Source organism: Mycolicibacterium arabiense (genome assembly GCF_010731815.2).
In the GTDB taxonomy this organism is placed as follows: domain Bacteria; phylum Actinomycetota; class Actinomycetes; order Mycobacteriales; family Mycobacteriaceae; genus Mycobacterium; species Mycobacterium arabiense.
This window is the reverse complement of the sequence record NZ_AP022593.1, coordinates 2,151,657-2,166,436: the sequence shown is the minus strand read 5'-3', so window position 1 is coordinate 2,166,436 and position 14,780 is coordinate 2,151,657. Positions and strand designations below refer to the sequence as shown.

The window sequence follows — 14,780 nt, the reverse complement described above, 5'->3', positions numbered from 1 at the left end:
GATGCGCCTCCCGGTATGCCCTCGGTCGCCTAGACTTCGATGGTGCTGCACTGGTGCATTCGCTCGTGAATGAGGTGTACGGCGCGAACAACGCCTACCCGGCGCTGGACGAGCATCAGGTGAGCCAACTCGGCAGTTACGGCGTCCGTGAATCGGTCGCGGTCGGTGACCTCCTGTTCGAGCCGGGGCAATCCAACTACGACTTCTTCTATCTCGTCGGCGCGACCGTGGAGGTCGTGGGCTCGGCCCGTCTCGGCGAGGACGTGACCATTGCGATCGACGGGCCCGGCAGATTCCTGGGTGAACTGAATCTGCTCACCGGGCAGGCGACGGTCCTCACGGCCCGGGTGGTGTCGGCCGGTGACGTGATCAGGGTGACGTCAGGCCGGTTCCGCGAACTGATGGATCGCGAAGTCGCGCTGTCGGACATCATCTTTCGTGCGTTGCTGGCGCGACGGCAGATGATGCTCAGCGGCGCCGCGACTCAAAGCGTGCAGTTGGTCGGGAGCAGCCTGTCGAGCGACAGCCTGGCGATTCGCACGTGGCTGGCACGTTCGGGCATCGCGCACACGTGGGTGGACGTCGAAGCAGGCGATGCCGAGGCGGTGATGACGTTGCACGGAATCACGTCAGCGGACCTCCCTGCGCTGGTCACCCCGACGGGCACGGTGCGTTTGGCCACCGCCGAGGCGGTCTCGCACGCATTGGGTATGTCGGGTGTCGTCCACCCCGGTGCGAACACCAGGGTGCGCGACGTCGTCATCGTGGGCGGGGGGCCTGCGGGATTGGCGGCCGCCGTCTACGCGGCATCAGAAGGCCTCGACACGGTGCTGCTGGAGGCGACGGCGATTGGCGGCCAGGCTGCGGCGAGTTCCCGGATCGAGAACTACCTGGGCTTTCCCGCCGGCATATCGGGCGCCGACCTCACCGCTCGCGCGATGATCCAGTCGCACAAGTTCGGTGCCGAACTCCTGAGCCCGGCCGGCGCCACGGCGATCGTCGTCGACGGTCCGCATCTCGGCATCGCACTGGCCGACGGGGTAGTGATGAACGCACGCACGGTCGTGATCGCCACGGGGGCGGCCTACCGCACCCTGCCGTTGCCGAGGTGGACGGACTTCGAGGGTGCGGGCATCTACTACGCCGCCACCAAGTTGGAAGTCGAAGCCTGCGGTGGTGAACCGGTGGCCGTTCTCGGCGGTGCCAACTCGGCCGGTCAGGCCGCACTGCATCTGGCGGACAGCGGGTCTCGGGTCGATCTGGTCGTGCGGGGCACCAGCCTGCGCGCGAGCATGTCCGCCTACCTTGCCGACCGGATCGACGAACACCCCGCCATCACCCTTCGACTGGGCAGCGAGGTGACCGCCCTGCACGGCAGCACGCACCTCGACGGAATCACGGTCACCCGTGACGCCGGCGCTGCGTCGACGCCGCAGTACTGCCGAGGACTGTTCTGCTTCATCGGTGCCCGTCCGGCGACGCAGTGGTGCGACGGTGTCCTGCGGGACGCCAAGGGCTTCATCGTCACCGACTCCGCTCTGCCCGAGACGGTCCTGCAGGGCAGTTGGCAGACGCTGAACCGGCGACCGCTTCCGTTCGAGACGTCACTGCCCGGGGTGTTCGCCGTGGGCGACGTCCACGCCGGCTCGATGAAGCGCGTCGCAGCCGCCGTGGGCGAAGGGGCCAGCGCCGTACGATCAGTACATCAGGCCCTGGCGCGGTGACCCTGCGGCCACCGGCCGAACCCGAGGTCTAGATGCGGTCGCCGAGCGTCGAATTCAACAGTTCGTAGCGATGTGGTGACCGGGCCTTGATGACGTAGGCGCCGATGACGCCGATGGCCAACGAGGCGAACAGCATTGCGGTGAACGAGATCTGCAGCCAGCCACCGCCGCCGAGCAGCACGTCCATCCCCGTGACGGCGTACCACAGGAACGGCATGAGACCGGCGATGCCGAGCAGAGGTGCGATGAACGTGTTCCACGGTCGCTTGTCGACGTTTGAGCGGCGGAAGAACACGAAGATGGAGACGCTGGCGATGGTCTGCAGCAGGATGATTCCCGCGGCGCCGACGCCGGTCCACCAGGTGAACAGCGTGGTGTAGGGGTCCAGGCCGAGGATCGCGAAGATCGCGACGACCGCAGCCACCATGGCGATTTGGACGTAGCAAGCGATTGCAGGTGAGTGGCGGGTCGGGTGGGTGGTACCCAGGCGCGACCAGATGACGCCCTGGCGTCCCAGTGAGTACAGGTACCGGGCGACGTTGTTGTGGAAGGTGAGGATGGCCGCGAACAGGCTGGTGATCACCAGGAGCTGGAAGGCCTCGGTTCCCGCGCGGCCGAGAACGCTGTCGCTGACCGCGAAGACGAGGTTGCCACCCTCGGTCTCGGCGAGGCCTGCGACGTCGTCGACGCCGACCGCGTTGACGATCAGGAAGGCCGTGACGGCGTAGAAGACGCCCATGAAGATCACCGACGCGTAGGTGGCGCGGGGCACCGTTCGCTTGGGGTCCTTGGCTTCTTCACCGTAGATGGCGGTGCCCTCGAAGCCGATGAACGAGGCGTGGGCGAACATCAGGGCGACGCCGATGGCACCGGCGAACACCGCTGACGGAGCGAACGGTTCGAAGGAGTAGTCACTGACGGGTGTTGGCGAATTGACCAGGATGCCGACGTTCAGGATCAGGATGATCGCCGTCTCGAGGGTCAGCAGCACGGCCAGCACCCTGGCGCCGGCGTGGATCTGCCTCACGCCGAGGAACAGCGCGGCTCCCATCGCGATGAAGGAGAACACCCACCACGGCACGTTCGTGCCGCTGTGCCTGGACACGAATTCCGCCGCGTAGTAGCCGAACCCGCCGATGACGCCGAGCTGGATGGCGTTGTAGGCGAAGATCGCCAGCGATGCAGATCCGAGTCCGAGCGGCCGGCCGAGACCTCTGGTGATGAACGCGTAGAAGGCCCCGGCGTTGGTGATGTGCTTGCTCATTGCGACGTAGCCGACTGCGAAGACGGTCAGCACCAGGGCGACGAGTACGAATGCTCCGGCGATGCCGATCCCGTTGCCGGCGCCGATGATCACCGGGAACAGTGCCACCACCACGGTCAGGGGCGCGGCCGCGGCGACGACGAAGAACACGATGCCGAGCACGCCGATCTGATTGCGTGCCAGACCCGTCGAGCCGTCGGGCTCGTCCTTGGCGATGACCAGCGGCTGGGGTTCGTCTTGATGGAGCATGGCGGTCCTTTTCGGTGAGGGTCAGCGACTGGTGTTGCTTCGGGCGGCGAACTTGACGACCTTGCGCAGTGCGGGGCTGGTCGCGACGGTGTAGCCGAGCTTCTTGCCCGTCTTGGTGCCCATCACCGTCTCCATCGCACGGTCCACGACACCGGCTTTCGGCCCGGGGCCGACGCGGGCAGCGGTGGGCGCTGCGGTGCCGTTGAGGTCGGCGATGACCACCTGCGCGGCGTTGTGTCCGTTGGCTCCCATCACGCCGCCACCGGGGTGGGTGCCCGACCCGCAGAGGTAGTAGTCGGCAACGGGGGTGCGATAGTCGGCCAGCTCGGGCGTCGGGCGGTTGTTGAAGAGCTGGTCGAAGAACATGGCTCCGTGGAAGATGTTGCCGCCAGTCAGACCGTAGTCACGCTCGAGGTCCTTGGGGGTGATGATGACCCGCTCGAGGATGTGGCCTCGCAGGTTCGGGGCGTAGCGGAACAGCACCTCGAGCACGCGATCGGCCCACTCGTCGCGGATGGTGTCCCAGTCGGTGCCGGCCAGCTCGTATGGGAGCTGTTGCACGCCAAGGGTCATGGTGTGCTTGCCCGCGGGCGCCAACGACGAGTCGTGGGTGGACTGGATGACGGCTTCGATGACGAAGTCGTCGGGAATCTCGCCACGCCGCTCCGCCTCCCAGGCGCGCTCGAAGTTCTCGATGGATGCGCCCATGATCGCCTGGGCCTGGTGCTGCGGCCCGAATTCGCCTGCGGGAAAGCCGATGTAGTCGGGCAACTCGTCGATGAGTAGGTGGATGCGAGCCATCGAACCGCGGGCGTCGTAGTCTTCGAGCTTCGCCGTGAGTTTGGCGTCGATGGCACCGGCCGGCAGGAGCTGCAGCATGGAGCGCTGCGGGTCGGCGTTGGAGATGACCGTGCGTGCCGAGATGATCTCGCCGCTGGCCAATTCCACGCCGGTCGCCCGACCCCGTTCGACGACGACCTTTCTGACCGGCGAGTTCAGCCGGATCTCGGTGCCGTGGGCCTGGGCGCTGCGGGCCATGGCCTGGGTAATGCCTCCCATGCCGCCCTTGACGAAGCCCCACTGTCCGAGGGTGCCCTTGAACTCCCCGACGGAATGGTGCCCGTAGACGTAGCCGGTGCCCGGCGTCGACGGCCCGCCCCACACCGAGATCATCCCGAAGAAGGTGAACAGACCCTTGATGTGCTCGTTCTCGAAGTATCGGTCGAGCAGGTCCTTCGTGGACAGCAGCACCATCTCGTTGAACAGGTCTTCGGCGCCCGCGGCCTCGAACGCGGCCAACACCTGCGATCGGCTCGGCGCCGGGGCCATGAGGAACGGCGTGAGGATGGAGGCGAACTTCTTCACTCGCAGACCGAAGTCCAGGAACGCACCGGCGTCGCTCTTGGAGAACTTCTCGATCTCCTTGAGCGTCTTGTCCATGTCCTTCCACACGAACAGATGGCTGCCGTCGGGGAAGATGCTCACCTCGTTGGCCTCGGTCTGATACATCTCGAGGCCGTAGCGTTCGAGTTCGAGTTCGGCGATGATCTCGGGTCGCAGCAGGCTGGCGATGAACGCACACGACGACCAGGTGGCACCGGGGATCAGTTCCTCGCTGGTACAGGCGCCGCCGACGACGTCGCGCGCTTCGACGACGAGGACCTTCTTGCCGGCCCGGCCGAGGTATCCAGCGGTGATCAGGCCGTTGTGCCCGGCTCCGATGACGATCGCATCGTAGGTGGTGGGGTTGGTCATCGAATTTCTCCAGGAACGAGGTGGGTGAAGTAGGTCCGTACGGTGGCCGGGTCGACGAGTTGGTCGAAGCCGTCGGTGACGGGCTTCATCGTCGGGTGGGTGTCGCGGAGCTTCTCCCACGCGGCCCAGTCGCTGACCTCCATGACTTCCAAGATGTCGGCGGGAGCCCCGTCGGGTGCTTCGTCCACGCGGTAGGCGTCGAACCGCCGGACGACGTCGCCGTGGGCCAGGCACGTCGGTCGGTCGACTTCGGTGGAGAAGCGTTCGAAGTCCGACGGGTCAACGCCCGGCAGCATCGAGAACAGGTTGACCGCCACTACCGGGCGGCTGGTTGACGTCATCGCGGGGACTCCAGCGTGGTCGAGAGAACGGACGGTTGGTCAGGACTCGAGGTTGATCATGATGTGCTTGATCTCGGTGTACTCCTCGACGGAGTAGATCGACATGTCATTGCCGTGGCCGGACTGCTTGAAGCCGCCGTGCGGCATCTCCGACACGATCGGCAGGTGGTCGTTGATCCATACGGTGCCGAATTGGAGCTTGCGGGCGGCGCGCATCGCGCGGCCGACGTCGCGGGTGAACACCGAAGCCGCCAAGCCGTATTCGACGTCGTTGGCCCATGCGAACGCCTGCGCCTCGTCGGTGAACCGGGTGGTGGTGACGACCGGGCCGAAGACCTCCCTCTGCACGATCTCGGAGTCCTGTGCGGCGTCGACGACCAGGGATGGCTTGTACCAGAAGCCGGGGCCGGTGCCGAGTCCGCCGACGGCGAGAGCGGCAGGTCCGGTCGAAGTGGCCCGATCGACGAAGCCCGCGACGCGGTCTCGTTGGCGTTCGGAGATGACCGGGCCCATTTCGGTGGACTCGAGTTCGGGGTCGCCCATGGCGACCTTCGAGACCGCGCGGGTGAGTTCGGTGACGAAGTCGTCGTAGATGCCGTCGGCGATGTACACCCGGGAGGCGGCCATGCAGTCTTGCCCGGAGTTGCCGTAGCCGCCCTCGCAGATCTTGGTGATCGCCAATTCGACGTCGCAGTCGTCGAACACCAGAACCGGTGCCTTGCCGCCCAATTCGAGATGCAGGCGCTTGAGGTTGTCGGCGCCGGCACGGGCGACGAGCTTGCCGGTGTTCGTGTCGCCGGTCAACGAACTCATCCGTACCCGCGGGTGCGACGTCAGGGCGGCACCGACGGTTTCGCCGTGACCGGTGACGACGTTGAAGACGCCGGGCGGGAAGAGATCGGCCGCGAGATCGGCCAACCGCAGCGTGGTCAGTGGAGTTTGCTCGCTTGGCTTGAGCACCAGCGTGTTTCCGGTCATCAAGGCCGGGCAGATCTTCCAGATCGCCATGACCAGCGGGAAGTTCCAGGGTGCGACGCTGCCCACGACGCCGAGCGGATCTCGTCGAATGATGCTGGTGTGCGTGGGGGAGTACTCACCGGCGGCGCGGCCCTCGAGCACGCGGGCGGCTCCGGCGAAGAACCGCATGTTGTCCACGCCGAACGGGACCTCGTCGCGAGCCACCGCGATGGGCTTGCCGACGTTCTTGGACTCCAGCTGCGCGAACTCCTCGGCGTGGGCCTCCAGCCGGTCGGCCAGTTTCAGCAGCAGTTCCGCTCGTTTCCCGGGAGGCGTGGCGGCCCATCCGTCGAAGGCCTCTTCCGCTGCGGTGACGGCACGGTCTACGTCGGTCGCGTCACCGAGGGGGACCGTCGCGATGCGTTCGTTGGTGGCGGGGTTGACGACCGCTTCGGTCGCACCGGTGGCGGCGGCGACGTGTTCGCCCGCGACGTACATGAGGTGGCCGTCTGCCATGTGAGGTATCTCCGAACTGGAGCCGACGACCTCATGGGCCGTTCATGTCCAAGTGTTGAACAGTTGACATGGAGGACTTAAGCACAGGCCATCGGAGTGCGCAAGACAACGCAGCGAAACGGCAGTGGGGCTGAAGTCGGAACCGGTTGGCGGAAAGCGGCGGCTAGCCGGCCGTACGCACGGCCAGGATCTTGCGTACCTCGTCGCGATTCTCGGTGATGATCTCGGCGATGGTCGTGCGTGCCAGCTCGGGGTCGCGGGACGCGAACGCCGTCACGATCCGCTGATGCTCCTCTTCGAGGGTCGAGCCGCTCTCGTACTCGTGGTGGTCAAGCGACAGGATGAGCAGGAAGTAGCGGAGGTCTCCGAGCAACTCGTCGTAGAACTTGTTCAGCCGCGGACTGTTCATCAAACCGACGATTGCGCGGTGAATGGCGAGGTCCTTCTCGACGATGGTGCGTGGATCCTCGGTCTTCATCGCCACTTTGAGGGCGTCCATCGCCTCGGTCAGCGGCGTCAGGTCCGTGTCGTAGTTCACCGACGCGGCAGCGGCCGTCTCCAGGTGGAGTCGCGCTCGGTAGATGTCGAGGACCTCCTCGTCGGAAGGGTCCCAGACCGCCAGGCCGCGGTTGAAGACGTACCGAACCAGTCCCGTTCCCTGCAGGAGTCGCACGGCCTCGCGAACCGTGTTGCGCGAGATCTTCAGTTGATCTGCGATGACGCTCTCCCGGATGCGCTCACCGGGCTTGAGTTCTCCCTCGAGGATCATGTCCATCAGTCCATCGGCGATCTGCTGCGCACTGCTGCGCCCGACAATCTGGATGCGATCAGCCACGGACATGGTGGCAGCGTACAACTGTTCCACAACGCGCATGGCTGACATGCCCGGCAGGAACCGCGCCTGGACTCCGACTGCCCTAGTGTTCTACAGTTCGCCTAGCTCGACAGTACGCACGCTCGCCGTGCGTGCTCCCCAATCGCAAAGGATCAGGTCCGCCGATGCCGAACCCCGCCCACGACTGCGCCGCCGCGCAGCGACGCTCCACGCGGGTGGGGCCGATGCAGGATCCGACGCCGTGACGGCCAGTTCGGATCTCCTCGCGCAGATCGCTCAAGAGAGCGCACTGGAGCCCGGCGGTCAGGCGTTTCCCGAGCAGCAGGTCGTCGCCGAACTGCGCACGCACTATCACCTGACGGGGAGATTGGAACGCATCCCCACCGAGAAGGACGACACATTCCGTCTGGTCTCCACCGGAGGGCAGTTCCTCGTCAAGATCGCCCCCGCGTCGGAGAGCGCGGAGATAGTCAATCTGCAATCCTCGGTCATGCTGCACCTGGAGGACGCCCCTGCGCCGATCCCCGCCCAGCGATTAGTTCGCGGGGGGCACGGACAAGTCGAGACCACCGTGGTCGATCCCGACGGCAACGACCGCGTCATGCGCGTGCTGAGCTATCTGGAGGGCAGTCTCCTGGCCACCGTCAGGCCGACTTCCGCTCAGTTCGCGGGAGTCGGTGCGATGCTGGCGCGGCTCGATCTCGCGCTGGGGGAGTTCCGGCATCCGGATGACTCCCGGCTACTGATCTGGGATCTCAAGAACTTCTCCCATACGAGGCCACTGCTGCAGTGGGTCCTCGACCGCGACGACGTAGCCATGGCCACTTGGGTATTCGATCGATTCGACGCACTGGTGGCGCCCAGGATCGACGACCTGGACACCCAGATGATCCACGGTGACTTCAGCCCGTTCAACGTCGTCGTCGACCCGGGCTCCGAACAATTCGTCACGGGAATCATCGATTTCGGCGACGTCGTCCGGAGCCCCACCGTGTTCGATCTCAGCGTCGCGGTGGCGAACCAGATCGGCGCCGACGAACGGCGACCGTGGGCCAGTGCGCTCGACATCGTGCGTGGCTACCGGGCGCAGCGACCGCTGACGGACGGCGAGGCAGCCCTGCTCGCCATCACCGGTCCTGCGCGACTCCTGTTGCGCGCGTTGGTCTACGGATGGCGATCCAGTACACAGGCACACACCCGAGACTATGGACTGTCGCACTCGGCGCTCGACTGGACCAGGCTGCGCTGCGCGCTGTCGGTCACCACGTCCACCGTCGAGGCCATGATCGCCGCCACCACCGACCCACTGCGTCCGAACGAAGGGAAACGACCGTGACCAAGGGCTTCACCCTCAAGGCGTCCGAACCGATGGTGAACGGCTTCGACCCGTCCGACATCGAACGGTTGCCGCCACGGACGCGCGAGCAGGTCGGTGACCGGGAACGGCTGCTCGGACCCGGGTACCGGCTGTTCTACGAAGAACCGGTCGAGATCGTCCGGGGCGCAGGCACGTTGCTCTACGACGCCGACGGCAACGACTACCTCGACGTCTACAACAACGTCACGAGCGTCGGTCACTGCCATCCCTACGTGGTCGAGGCGATCCACCGGCAACTCACGACGCTGAACACCAACACTCGGTACCTCCAGCAGTCGATCCTCGGCTACAGCGAACAGTTCCTGGGCACCATGCCAGACGAACTCGGGCACGTCATGTTCACCTGCACCGGCTCGGAGGCCAACGATCTCGCGATGCGAGTGGCCCGCTACTACACCGGGAACCAGGGCATCATCGTCACCGCCGGCGCCTACCATGGGCTCACGGCCGACGTGTCGGCATTCTCCCCATCGTTGGGGGTCGGCGTCCCGCTGGGTCCGCACGTGCGCACGATCACCGCGCCCAACCGGCTGAGGCATGGCGGCGACGACGACGTGGTCGCCACCATGGTTCGCGAGATGCGGGAAGCGATCGCCGATCTGCAGCGCCACGGGTTCGGCATCGCCGCGTTCATCGCCGACACGATCTTCTCCTCCGACGGCATCTACGCCGATCCGGCCGGGTTCCTGCAGCCGGTCGTCGACGCAGTCCACGACGCAGGCGGTCTGTTCATCGCCGACGAGGTCCAACCGGGTTTCGGGCGTACCGGCCGGCACTGGTGGGGTTTTCAGCGCCACGGTGTGGTCCCCGACATCATGACCACCGGCAAGCCGATGGGAAACGGGATTCCCATCGCCGCGGCCGCCTTCCGTCCGGCGCTGCTCGTCGAGTTCGGCCGCAACATCCGCTACTTCAACACCTTCGGCGGGAACTCGGTGTCGATCGCGGCGGCGCAGGCAGTCCTGGACGTCATCGTCGACGAAGGCCTGATCGACAACGCCGATAAGGTCGGCAGCTACATCATGTCCGAGATCGCCACGATGGCAGGCGGATACGAGCAGATCGCCGAGGTGCGCGGGGCGGGGTTGTTCGTCGGCGTGGACGTCGTGACCGACCGCGACTCCAACACTCCAGATGGGGAGGCGACGCTGCGGGTGGTCAACCACATGCGCAGACGCCGAGTGCTGCTCTCCGCGTCGGGACCGCGGGGCAGCGTGCTCAAGATCCGCCCGCCGCTCCCGTTCTCGATCGCCGACGCGGATCGAATGCTGGAGAACCTGGCGGTCGTCCTCCGCGAGGAACTGCATTGAGCAACGATCCCCGGATGCCCGGTTGGCGCAGCCGATGACTGCGGTACGGGACGGCGCCGAGATCGTCGCGCTGCTCGCCGCCGGCGGAGTGGAGATCGACGACGGCAGCAGACGCCTCGCCGAGTACAGCTACGACGCATCGAACTACCGCGTCCCACCGCTGGCCGTCGCGTTCCCCCGCGACGCGGGCGAGGTCAGCCGCATCGTGGTGGCCTGCCATCGCGCGGGCGTTCCCATCGTGGCGCGCGGTGGTGGAACGTCCATGGCGGGCAACGCGATCGGCCACGGAGTCGTGTTGGACACGTCGCGCTACATGAACGACATCGTGTCCATCGACGCAGCAAGCCGAACCGTGGTCGTGGAGCCGGGGGTCGTCCTGGCCGACCTCGCCGAGGCGGTCCAGCACGCCACGGGCAACCTGCTGACCTTCGCGCCGGACCCGTCGAGTAGGAACCGAGCCACCGTCGGAGGGTCGATCGGCAACGACGCCTGCGGAAACCACTCCGTCCGCTACGGCCGCACCGGCGATCACGTGCTGTCCCTCGACGTCGTCCTCGCCGACGGCACCCGGCTCACTGCCACCCGAACCGCGCTGCGCGCCACCGACCCCGACGACGCGGCGGCCGTCGAGCGGGCCGCATGGCTGTCCGCCCGTCTGGCAGACCTCACGGGCGACTACATGTCGGCGTTCCGACTGGAGTTGGGTCGCATTCCCCGGCAGGTGTCGGGCTTCCATCTGGCCCACCTGCTACCGGAGAACGGCTTCGACGTCGCACGGGCACTCGTCGGCAGCGAGGGCACGTGCGCGATCGTCGTGGGTGCGACCATGCGGCTGGTGGACGTGCCGTCGTCGGCGCTGCTGCTGATCGTGGCCTACGACGACATCGTGGACGCCGCGCGGGACGTCATGACCATCCTGCAGTACTCGCCCGCCGCAGTGGAGGGCATCGACGAGCAGATCGTGGCGACCATGAAGGTGCGGCGCGGTGCGGACTCCGTCGCCGAACTGCCCGCCGGGCGCGCCTGGCTCTACGTCGACCTCGACGGAGACGACGAGGTGGCCGTCGCGGCGCAGGCGCAGCGGCTTCGAGGTGACCTCGAGGCCAACGGGCGAGCGCTGGACTGCCGCGAAGTCCGCGACCCCAGTGAGCGCAAGAAGCTGTGGCGCGTTCGCGAGGACGGGGCGGGACTGTCGTCGCGGCTGGAACTACCCGACGGATCCAGCGTCACCTCGTGGCCGGGCTGGGAGGACTCGGCGGTCGCCCCGGAGCGCCTCGCCGACTACCTCGCCGACTTCCGGCTCCTGCTCGAGCAGTACCACCTCGTCGGCGTGATGTACGGCCACTTCGGCGCCGGCTGCATGCACATCCGGATCACCTTCGACCAGCGAACTGCCCAGGGCCGCAGCGTGATGTCGGCCTTCCTCACCGCGGCCGCACGTCTGGTGGTCGAGCACGGCGGGACCCTGTCGGGAGAACACGGTGACGGCAGGGCCCGCTCGGAGCTGCTGCCCGAGATGTACTCCCCGACGATCATGGCGGCCTTCGCGGACTTCAAGCGGCTGTTCGACCCGACGGGCGTCCTCAACCCCGGCGTGATCGTCGACCCGGCCTCGGTCACGGAGCACTTGGCGCTGGCGGACATTCCCGCACTGCCGTGGCAGACGACGTTCGTTCTGCACGACGCGAACGGCTCCGAGCACGGGGCCTTCGCCGACGCCGTCCAGCGCTGCATCGGCGTGGGCCGCTGCCGCTCCCACGGCAGCGGCGTGATGTGTCCCAGCTTCCGGGCCACCGGGGACGAGAAGGACTCCACTCGCGGCCGCGCCCGCGTGCTGCAGGACATGATTCGCGCAGCGCCGACCGTGGAGCAGGGGTGGGCATCCGAGGACGTACGGGAGGCACTGGACCTGTGCCTGTCGTGCAAGGCGTGTTCGACGGATTGCCCGACCGGCGTCGACATGGCCACCTACAAGGCCGAGTTCTTCGACCACTACTACCACCGACGAGTCCGCCCGCTGGCGCACTACTCGCTGGGCTGGCTCCCACGGTGGCTGGCGGTGACGACGCGGATCGCACCGCTCGTCAACGGGGCGCTCGCCAGTCCCCTGCGAGGGATCGCACTGCGGCTGGGCGGGTTGACCGACGAACGGCCCCTGCCGCGCTTCGCGTCCAAGGGCCAACTCCGCCGCGAGCTGAAGCCCCACCGCACCGGGCGTGGCGACGTGGTGCTCGTCGTGGACTCCTTCACCAAGGGCTTCCGGCCCGAGGTCGCCGGGGCAGCGGTGCGCGTCGTCGAGGACGCCGGACACCGTGCCGAGGTACGCACCGACGTCTGTTGCGGCCTGACCTGGATCTCCACCGGACAATTGCGACAGGCACGAAAGCGGTTGCTTCGCACGGCCTCTGCGCTCGACGACGGTTCCGACCGCCCTATCGTCGTCACCGAGCCGAGTTGCGCGGCAGCCCTGCGCAAGGATCTGCCCGAACTCGTCGACACGCCTGCAGCTCGCCGGGTGGCGCGACGCGTCCGCAGCTTCGCCGAACAGGTCAGTGCTCAACGTGAGCGCGGCTGGACTCCGAGTGCGACGCCGCCTTCGTCGGTCACCGTGCAGACCCACTGTCACGAGTACTCGGTGTTCGGTGCGGCAACGCAACTGCGTGCGCTCGAAGCGGTTGGCGTCGAAAACGTCCGCGAGGCAACGGGGTGCTGCGGTGTGGCCGGAAACTTCGGCTTCGAGCGCGAACACTACGACGTCAGCATGGCCGTCGCCGAGCAGGCGCTCGCGCCTGCGCTGCGGGCCGACCCCGACGCCGTCGTGCTCACCGACGGGTTCAGCTGCCACATGCAGGCCCGGCAACTCACCGACGTCCACGCGCCGAGTGCCTCCCTGCACCTCGCGCAGATCCTCGATCCCGCTACCCGACAGGAGTTCCTCCGATGACCGCAACGACCGCCCGTGTCGCCTCGGCTCACCCCTCCATCGCCTCGATCTCCACCGGACTGCTGATCGGTGGGCAGTGGCGAGAAGCCGCCGACGGACGCGTCTTCGACGTGGAGAACCCGGCCACGGGTGAGGTGTTGGCATCCGTTGCCGACGCCTCCCCGGCCGACGGGGACGACGCGTTGGCGGCTGCGGTAGGGGCGCAGGCCGCGTGGGCGCGGACCGCGCCGAGGCACCGCAGTGAGATCTTGCGCCGCGCCTACGAATTGGTGATGGAGCGGCAGGACTGGCTGGCGGAGGTGATGACGTTGGAGATGGGCAAGCCCCTTGCCGAGGCGAGGGGTGAGGTGGCCTACGCCGCGGAGTTCCTGCGGTGGTTCTCCGAAGAAGCGGTCCGCGTCTCGGGTGACCACTCCACCACCGGGGACGGCGCGAATCGGATCATCGTGACCCGCGAACCCGTCGGCCCCTGCGTGCTCATCACTCCGTGGAACTTTCCACTGGCCATGGGGACGCGCAAGGTCGCACCCGCGATCGCCGCCGGATGCACGATGGTGCTCAAGCCGGCACCGCAGACTCCGTTGAGTTCGTTGGCCTTGGCGGCGATCCTGCAGGAGAGCGGACTGCCCGACGGCGTCCTCAACGTCGTCAACACCACCGACGCGGCAACCGTGGTGGGTCGTTGGATGGCCAGCGGCAAGGCCCGCAAGGTGAGTTTCACCGGCTCCACGGGCGTGGGCAAGATCCTGCTGCGCCAAGCCGCGGAGACGGTGATGCGTTCGTCGATGGAACTGGGCGGCAACGCGCCGTTCATCGTCTGCGCGGACGCCGACGTCGACACAGCCGTCGACGGTGCGATGGCAGCCAAGATGCGCAACATGGGCGAGGCGTGCACGGCGGCCAATCGCATGTACGTCCACCGTGACGTCGCCGATGAGTTCTCCGAGCGGCTCGCGGCTCGAATGGCGGCATTGAAGGTGGGCAACGGACTCGACGACGAGACCGACGTGGGGCCGCTGATCGACTCGGCCGGGCGCACGAAGGTGCAGCGGCTCGTCGACGATGCATTGCAGCGCGGCGCAACGGCACTCACGGGCGGTCGTCTGCCGGACGGACCGGGATACTTCTACCCGCCGACCGTCCTGGCGGACGTGTCCAGTGACTCCGACTTGATGACCACCGAGGTCTTCGGGCCGGTGGCTCCGATCATCCCCTTCGACGACGAAGACGAGGTGATCAGCCGCGCCAACGACACCGATTGGGGTCTGGTGGGTTACGTGTTTACTCAAGACATCGACCGTGCGCTCGACCTCAGTGAGCGTCTCGAAGTAGGCATGGTGGGCGTGAACACCGGAGTGGTGTCCAACCCTGCCGCACCGTTCGGTGGGGTGAAGCAGTCCGGTCTGGGACGGGAGGGCGGCAAGGTCGGCATCGACGAGTTTCTCGAATACAAGTACCTTGCGGTGCCTCGCCGTCGAGGCCGCTGACCCCTTGCCGTCGATCGCAG

10 protein-coding genes are annotated in these 14,780 nt (G+C 66.9%); 5 read left to right on the top strand and 5 right to left on the bottom strand.

Features of this window, described 5'->3' with window-relative positions; all coding sequences use genetic code 11:
• The first annotated feature begins 53 nt into the window (after positions 1 to 53).
• Entirely contained in the window at positions 54 to 1,724 is a 1,671-nt protein-coding gene (locus G6N61_RS12105; protein ID WP_198339334.1) for an FAD-dependent oxidoreductase, read from the top strand.
• A gap of 28 nt (positions 1,725 to 1,752) precedes the next feature.
• Here the strand turns inward: G6N61_RS12105 and G6N61_RS12100 are convergent, their stop codons facing one another.
• The 5 genes from G6N61_RS12100 to G6N61_RS12080 form a co-directional block, all read right to left on the bottom strand.
• Positions 1,753 to 3,237: an APC family permease gene (locus tag G6N61_RS12100; RefSeq protein ID WP_163918744.1), complete on the bottom strand. Its 1,485-nt coding sequence runs from the start codon at positions 3,235 to 3,237 to the stop codon at positions 1,753 to 1,755.
• A gap of 21 nt (positions 3,238 to 3,258) precedes the next feature.
• Complete coding sequence (locus G6N61_RS12095; RefSeq protein ID WP_163918743.1) at positions 3,259 to 4,992, bottom strand: phytoene desaturase family protein; 1,734 nt, start codon at positions 4,990 to 4,992, stop codon at positions 3,259 to 3,261.
• Complete coding sequence (locus G6N61_RS12090; protein WP_163918742.1) at positions 4,989 to 5,333, bottom strand: RedY/HapK family protein; 345 nt, start codon at positions 5,331 to 5,333, stop codon at positions 4,989 to 4,991. Before G6N61_RS12090 ends, G6N61_RS12095 begins: the two co-directional genes overlap by 4 nt.
• Positions 5,334 to 5,372: 39 nt before the next feature.
• The gene (locus tag G6N61_RS12085; protein WP_163918741.1) at positions 5,373 to 6,806 is read right to left on the bottom strand and encodes a gamma-aminobutyraldehyde dehydrogenase; all 1,434 of its coding nucleotides are present in this window, start codon (positions 6,804 to 6,806) and stop codon (positions 5,373 to 5,375) included.
• A gap of 163 nt (positions 6,807 to 6,969) precedes the next feature.
• Positions 6,970 to 7,647 carry a GntR family transcriptional regulator gene (locus G6N61_RS12080; protein WP_163918740.1) on the bottom strand — a complete coding sequence of 226 codons (678 nt, stop codon included), beginning with the start codon at positions 7,645 to 7,647 and terminating at the stop codon, positions 6,970 to 6,972.
• A gap of 235 nt (positions 7,648 to 7,882) precedes the next feature.
• Between G6N61_RS12080 and G6N61_RS12075 the strand changes: the two genes are divergently transcribed.
• Genes G6N61_RS12075 through G6N61_RS12060 form a run of 4 tightly spaced genes read left to right on the top strand, consistent with a single transcriptional unit; the run spans position 7,883 to position 14,760 of the window.
• Positions 7,883 to 8,977 carry a phosphotransferase gene (locus tag G6N61_RS12075; protein ID WP_163918739.1) on the top strand — a complete coding sequence of 365 codons (1,095 nt, stop codon included), beginning with the start codon at positions 7,883 to 7,885 and terminating at the stop codon, positions 8,975 to 8,977.
• Between the two features lie 32 nt (positions 8,978 to 9,009).
• A complete protein-coding gene (locus G6N61_RS12070) occupies positions 9,010 to 10,329 on the top strand; it encodes an aspartate aminotransferase family protein (protein ID WP_163924775.1) in 1,320 nt (439 codons plus the stop codon).
• A 34-nt stretch (positions 10,330 to 10,363) separates the two neighbouring features.
• Entirely contained in the window at positions 10,364 to 13,273 is a 2,910-nt protein-coding gene (locus tag G6N61_RS12065; RefSeq protein WP_163918738.1) for an FAD-binding and (Fe-S)-binding domain-containing protein, read from the top strand.
• Positions 13,270 to 14,760: an NAD-dependent succinate-semialdehyde dehydrogenase gene (locus G6N61_RS12060; RefSeq protein ID WP_163918737.1), complete on the top strand. Its 1,491-nt coding sequence runs from the start codon at positions 13,270 to 13,272 to the stop codon at positions 14,758 to 14,760. Before G6N61_RS12065 ends, G6N61_RS12060 begins: the two co-directional genes overlap by 4 nt.
• The last annotated feature ends 20 nt before the right edge of the window (positions 14,761 to 14,780 follow it).

Bases quoted from the DNA above. Each gene is read 5' to 3' on its own strand.
- G6N61_RS12100 (WP_163918744.1), bottom strand. From the start codon at position 3,237: ATGCTCCATCAAGACGAACCCCAGCCGCTGGTCATCGCCAAGGACGAG.
- G6N61_RS12095 (WP_163918743.1), bottom strand. From the start codon at position 4,992: ATGACCAACCCCACCACCTACGATGCGATCGTCATCGGAGCCGGGCAC.
- G6N61_RS12090 (WP_163918742.1), bottom strand. From the start codon at position 5,333: ATGACGTCAACCAGCCGCCCGGTAGTGGCGGTCAACCTGTTCTCGATG.
- G6N61_RS12085 (WP_163918741.1), bottom strand. From the start codon at position 6,806: ATGGCAGACGGCCACCTCATGTACGTCGCGGGCGAACACGTCGCCGCC.
- G6N61_RS12080 (WP_163918740.1), bottom strand. From the start codon at position 7,647: ATGTCCGTGGCTGATCGCATCCAGATTGTCGGGCGCAGCAGTGCGCAG.
- G6N61_RS12070 (WP_163924775.1), top strand. From the start codon at position 9,010: ATGGTGAACGGCTTCGACCCGTCCGACATCGAACGGTTGCCGCCACGG.
- G6N61_RS12065 (WP_163918738.1), top strand. From the start codon at position 10,364: ATGACTGCGGTACGGGACGGCGCCGAGATCGTCGCGCTGCTCGCCGCC.
- G6N61_RS12060 (WP_163918737.1), top strand. From the start codon at position 13,270: ATGACCGCAACGACCGCCCGTGTCGCCTCGGCTCACCCCTCCATCGCC.